This window comes from Microbispora sp. NPDC049633 (assembly GCF_040675265.1).
GTDB lineage: Bacteria > Actinomycetota > Actinomycetes > Streptosporangiales > Streptosporangiaceae > Microbispora > Microbispora maris.
The window spans coordinates 1-5463 of sequence record NZ_JBFAOO010000321.1 but is presented as its reverse complement, the minus strand read 5'-3'; the positions used below and the strand labels follow the sequence as shown (position 1 = coordinate 5463).

Genomic DNA, 5463 nt, shown 5'->3' with positions numbered 1-5463 from the left:
TCCGCCGTCCGGCCGCCGTACGGCGCGGAGGAGGCCGGCGGCCGAGCCTGCGCGGGTCGTCGTGCTCGCGCGCTCGCACGGCTGGGCCGCGCTGTGCCACCTGGTCACCGCCGCCCACCACGCGGGGGAGCGCGGCGAGCCGCACGTCACGCCGGGGATGGTGGCCGAGCACGCGACCGGCCCGGACGGGGAGCCGCGGCTGACCGTGCTGCTCGGGCCCCGCTCCGGGGTCGGCCGCGCGGTGGCCGAACGGCGCGACGACCAGGCCCGCGCCCTGCTGGCCGCCTGGCGCGCGGTCGTCCCCGACCTGGTCGTCGAGGTGTCCGACCTGTACGGCTACCGCGACGCGAACACCGCCGCGCGCATGATCGGGCTGGCCGACTCGATGGGTGTGCCGGTCGTGCTGACCAACGCGGTCCGCTACCTGGACGCCGCCGACCACCAGGTCGGCAACGTGCTCGACGCGGCGCGCAAGCTGGTGCCCCTCGACGGGCGGCATCTGGACGACCCCACGGCCCACGCGTACCTGAAGGACGGCGCCGAGATGGCGCGGGTGGCCGCGCGGATCTGCGGCGGCGATCCCGGCCGGGCCGGGCGGCTGCTCGCCGAGACGCGCCGCGTGGCCGACCGGTGCGTGCTCGACCCCGTAGAGATCGTGCCGCTGCTCGAACCCGAGCGGCCCCGGCTCCACCTGCCGGAGGTCGGCGAGGACCCGGTGCCCCTGCTGCGGAACCGCTGCGAGGAAGGGCTGGCCCGGCGGGGGCTGGAGCGTTCGGCCGAGGCCCGCGACCGGCTCGCCGCCGAGCTCGGCGTGATCGAGAAGAAGCGGCTGTCGGGCTACTTCACCTCCGTCGCCGGCATCACGGACATGATCCGGGCGATGGGCGTGCGGTGCGCGATCCGCGGCTCGGGGGCGGGCAGCCTGGTCAACTACCTGATCGGCATCGGCGAGGTGAACCCGCTCGAACACGGCCTGCTGATGGAGCGCTTCCTGTCGGAGGGCCGCAAGGGCCTGCCCGACATCGACATCGACGTGGAGTCGGCCCGCCGCCTCGACTGCTACCGCGCGATCCTCGGCCGGTACGGCGAGGACCGGGTGGCCTGCGTGTCGATGATGGAGACCTACCGCGCCCGCAGCGCGATCAGGGACGTCGGCGCCGCGATGGGCCTGCCGCCGCACGAGATCGACGTCATCGCCAAGGCGTTCCCGCAGGTGCGGGCCAGGCAGATCAGGGCCGCGCTGTCCGACCTGCCGGAGCTGCGCGACAGCGGGCTGAACGACCGGTCGCTGGAGACCGTGTTCCGCCTGGCCGAGCGGCTCGACGGGCTGCCCCGGCACATCGCGCTGCACCCCTGCGGCGTGCTGATCGGCAACTCCACGCTGCGCGACCGCACGCCGGTCGAGCGCAGCCTGCTGGAGTTCCCGATGTCGCAGTTCGACAAGGACGACGTCGAGGAGGCGGGCCTGCTCAAGCTCGACGTGCTCGGGGTGCGCATGCAGTCGGCGCTCGCCTACGCCCTGCAGGAGGTCGAACGGGTCGAGAACCGGAAGATCGAACTGGACGCCGTGCCACGCGACGACACCGAAACCTACGACATGATCCGCCTCAGCCGCACGATCGGCTGCTTCCAGATCGAGTCGCCGGGACAGCGTGAGCTGGTCGCCAAGCTGGAGCCGCGGACGATGCACGACCTGATCGTGGACATCTCGCTGTTCCGCCCAGGACCGGTCAACTCCGACATGGTCACGCCCTACCTGGAGACCAGGCACGGCTTCCGCGAGCCGCGCTACCCGCACGAGTCGCTGCGCGAGGCGCTCACGGAGACCAACGGGGTGGTCGTCTTCCACGAGCAGGTCATGAAGGTCATCGACGTCATGACCGGGTCGGGGCTGTCGGAGGCCGACCGGGCCCGCCGCGCCCTCGGGACGCCGGAGGGCCGTGCCGCCGTACGCGCCTGGTTCGTGCCGCTCGCCAGGGAGAACGGCTACGCGCCCGACGTCGTCGAACGGGCGTGGAAGGTGCTCGACGCGTTCGGCGGGTTCGGGTTCTGCAAGGCCCACGCGGCGGCGTTCGCGCTGCCCACCTATCAGTCGGCCTGGCTGAAGCGGCACCACACCGCCGCGTTCCTCGCGGGTGTGCTCACCCATGACCCCGGCATGTACCCCAGCCGGGTCATCCTCGACGAGGCCCGCCAGTGCGGGGTGGACGTCCTGCCCCTCGACGTCAACCGTTCGGGGAAGACCTGGCTGGTGGAGCGTACGGGACCGGCGGAGGAGAGCCCCGGCGGGTACGGCCGCGGGTACGGCCTGCGGGTGCCGTTCTCGGCCGTCCGGGGGGTGAGCGAGGCCGAGGTGGACCGCATGGTCGCCGGCCGGCCGTACACCTCGCTGGCCGACTTCTGGGAGCGGGCCCGGCCCTCGCGTCCGGTCGCCGAGCGGATCGTGGAGGTCGGCGGGCTCGACGCGCTGCACGGCCTGCGGCCGGGGGAGCCGCGCTGGCGGCCCGGACGGCTGACCAGGCGCGACCTGATCGCCCAGGTCGGCGCGCTCGACCGCGGCTCTCCCGCGGGCGCGGAGGGACAGCTCCCGATGGGGTTCACCGAACATGTCACGCCCGGAGAACTGCCGGAGATGACCGAGGCCGAGGCCGTCGAGGCCGAGTTGGAGATCCTCGGCATGGACGTGAGCCGCCACGTCATGGACTTCTACCGCGACCTGCTCGACGCGCTCGGCGTGACGCGGGCCAGGGATCTGCTCCGGCAGCGCAACGGCGCGGAGGTCCTGGTCGCGGGGGTCAAGGTCGCCACCCAGACGCCCGCCGTGCGGTCGGGGCAGCGGGTGATCTTCACCACCGTCGACGACTCCACCGGCCCGATCGACCTGACGTTCTTCGAGTCGGTGCAGGCGCACACGGCCGCGACCGTGTTCGGGTCGTGGCTGCTGGCGGCCAGGGGGGTGGTGCGGCGCACCGGGGGCCGGGCGGTCTCGCTGCGCGCCGTGAACTGCTGGAACCTCGCCGACCTCGACCGGGTGTGGCGCACCGAGGGGCTCGACGCCGTACGCGCCGTGATCAGCGAGGTGCCCGCGCCCGGCGCCGGGGTGGGCGGACGGCCCATCGAGTACGGCAACGGCTTCCGGGTGTCGCCCTACTCCGACAACGGCGCTCCGCCGGCCGTGCGGGAGGGGCGGTTCCTCGGCCACTCGGGGGAGCCCCAGCGGCGGCTCTGGCACGCCAGCTCCGGCAGCTCGGGGCCGTCGCCCGGCCGGTGATCCTCCCCGCCGTCCGCGCGCCCGGCCCGTGCCGCACGAGCGGCCGGCGCCGCCGCGACGGGCCTGCCGGACGGCCGTTCGGCCTGGTCGAGTGCCTGGCCGAGAGCATGGTCGTGGGCCTGGCCGAGAGCATGGTCGTGGGCAGGGGTGCCGGCAGAGCTGAGGTGGACCTGCGGCCGGATCGCGGGCCGCGCCGGGCGGCGGTGCCCCGCACTCGTGTGCCGGGCGGTGACCTCGCGGACGGCCGAGGCGCACAGGAGCGCCGCGACGGCGGCCGCGGCGGCCTGCGGCGTGCCGAGGCCGGTCAGCCCCTCCCGCGCCGGGCCGGCGAACACCAGCCCGAGCGCCGCAAGCCAGCTCACCCCCCAGCAGGAGAGGAGCACCAGCCATCGGGTGCGCTCCGCAGGCCCGGCGGCGCCGCCCGCGGTCCCCGAGCCGTTCGCCCGCCGCGTACGGCCCGCCGGGCGGCCGCGGGGTTTCGCGGGGGCCTCACGCCAGGCGAGGTCCGTCAGGAGCAGCGGGACCACCAGGTTCACCCCGGGCACGAGGCACGCCGCCGCGAGCGCGACGGGCGGCGTGGCCGGGCGCACCTGCCGCAGCCAGGACAGATAGGCGAGCGCGGCGGTCACGGTGGCGGTGAGGAGCGCGAGGACCAGCACGGCGAACGTCGTCGCCGCGCCGCTGACGGCCCGCGCGGCCGGAGAGGCGGGATCTCCGCCGAAGGCCGCGATCTGCGAGGCCAGCCGGTTGCCCCGGGACTCCTCGAACACGGCCAGCGCGGCCACCGAGACGACCTGGGCGGCGAGGGCCGCGTACACGCCGGCCGCCGCCCGGCTCACCGCTGACGACGTGGACCGCATGTGTTCTCCCCCCGCGCCGGGTGTGTGACCTGCCTCACTCTTATCCCGTCCGCGCCGCCGCTAATCCGCCCTCGGATCACCTGTCAGGGAAGGGGGATTCAGGGCTTTTTTGGCCCTTCCTCGCTCTGCTGCTGATTTGGGGTTTCCGGGAGCGATTTGGGGCGGAGTCCATAGCTGGTGTCCAGGGGGATGTGATTGCGGACCCGGACCACCGGATCCTCGTCCGCCATTTCGCGGTGGACGTAGTAGCCCATTCCGCTGAAGTACCCGATCACCCTGGCAGGACGTTTCGGCGGGCGTCGAAGCGACGCGGCCCTAGCCTGCACGGGCACATGCCCTCGCACCTTGGAGGTCGCACATGACCGACGCCCCGCTGACCGACGACCGCGTGCCCGCGCTGGTCGTGACCGGGATGATCGACCACGTTCTCCGCCTGGCGGAGACCTGGACCGCCTGGGACGGCCGTCCGGTGCCCTCGGGCGACCGGACCTACACCCCGCACAAGGCGATCCGCCGGGTGGCCGACCACCTCGTGGACCACCTGGCGGAGGTCGAGGACCGGCTGGCCGGTCGCGTGCCCCTGCCCGACCACTGGCACGCGTCCATGATCACCACCGCGGCCGACCTCGCCCCGTTCACCGGGCAGGACCTCGACGAGGCCCGCAGCAGGCTCACCCGCCTCGCCCGGATCTGGACGGCCCGCCTGGAGGCGCTGACCCCGGACCAGCTCGACCACTCGCCCGGCGAGGGCTGGACGCTCCGCCAGGTCGCCTTCCACCTCGGCGAATCGGTCTACTACGCGGACGCCGTGGGCGATCTGTCGCTCACGAGGTGAGCGCGCGGACGACCTCGGCGGCGGGGCCGGGCGGCAGGGCCGCGTGCACCAGCTCGACCCGGTGCACGATCCGCGGCGCGACCAGCGGCACCCGTACCCCGCACGGCGCGGCGGACACGGGCAGCAGAGTCAGGCCGTGCCCGGCCGCGGCCAGGCGCGCCGCGACCGCCGGGTCGTGGCCCTCGTAGCGGATGCCGGGCCGCAGCCCGTCGAGCCGCGCCACGGCGCGCAGCCGGTCGAGCGGCATCACCTCTGCGGCGTCGATCCACACGGCGTCCGCCAGGTCGTCCAGCCGCACACCGGCGCGGCCCGCCAGCGGATGCCCCTCCGGCAGCACGACGACCAGCTCCTCCTCCCGCACGCCCACGGTGATGAGCGGCCCCGCCTCGGGAAGAGTCAGCGGGTCGGAGGGCGCCGCCGGGCCGTCGACGAGCGCGAGATCGGCCTCGCCCGAGGCCACCAGCGCCACGGCCGCCGCCGCGCCCGCGACGCGCACC

The 5463-nt window shown here is 74.6% G+C and carries 3 protein-coding genes; 2 read left to right on the top strand and 1 reads right to left on the bottom strand.

All coding sequences use genetic code 11. From position 1 onward, the window contains the following. Both dnaE and AB0J39_RS37940 read left to right on the top strand, forming a co-directional pair. Positions 1 to 3271, top strand: a 3271-nt coding sequence (gene dnaE / locus AB0J39_RS37945; protein WP_363473812.1) for a DNA polymerase III subunit alpha, incomplete at its 5' end; no start/stop codon positions are given. Positions 3272 to 4489: 1218 nt separating this feature from the next. After that, on the top strand, positions 4490 to 4966 hold the full coding sequence (locus tag AB0J39_RS37940) for a hypothetical protein (protein ID WP_363473810.1): 477 nt from the start codon (positions 4490 to 4492) through the stop codon (positions 4964 to 4966). Here the strand turns inward: AB0J39_RS37940 and AB0J39_RS37935 are convergent. After that, on the bottom strand, positions 4956 to 5463 hold a 508-nt coding region (locus tag AB0J39_RS37935), incomplete at its 5' end, for a LysR family transcriptional regulator substrate-binding protein (protein ID WP_363473807.1). The two genes, AB0J39_RS37940 and AB0J39_RS37935, sit on opposite strands and share 11 nt — an antisense overlap.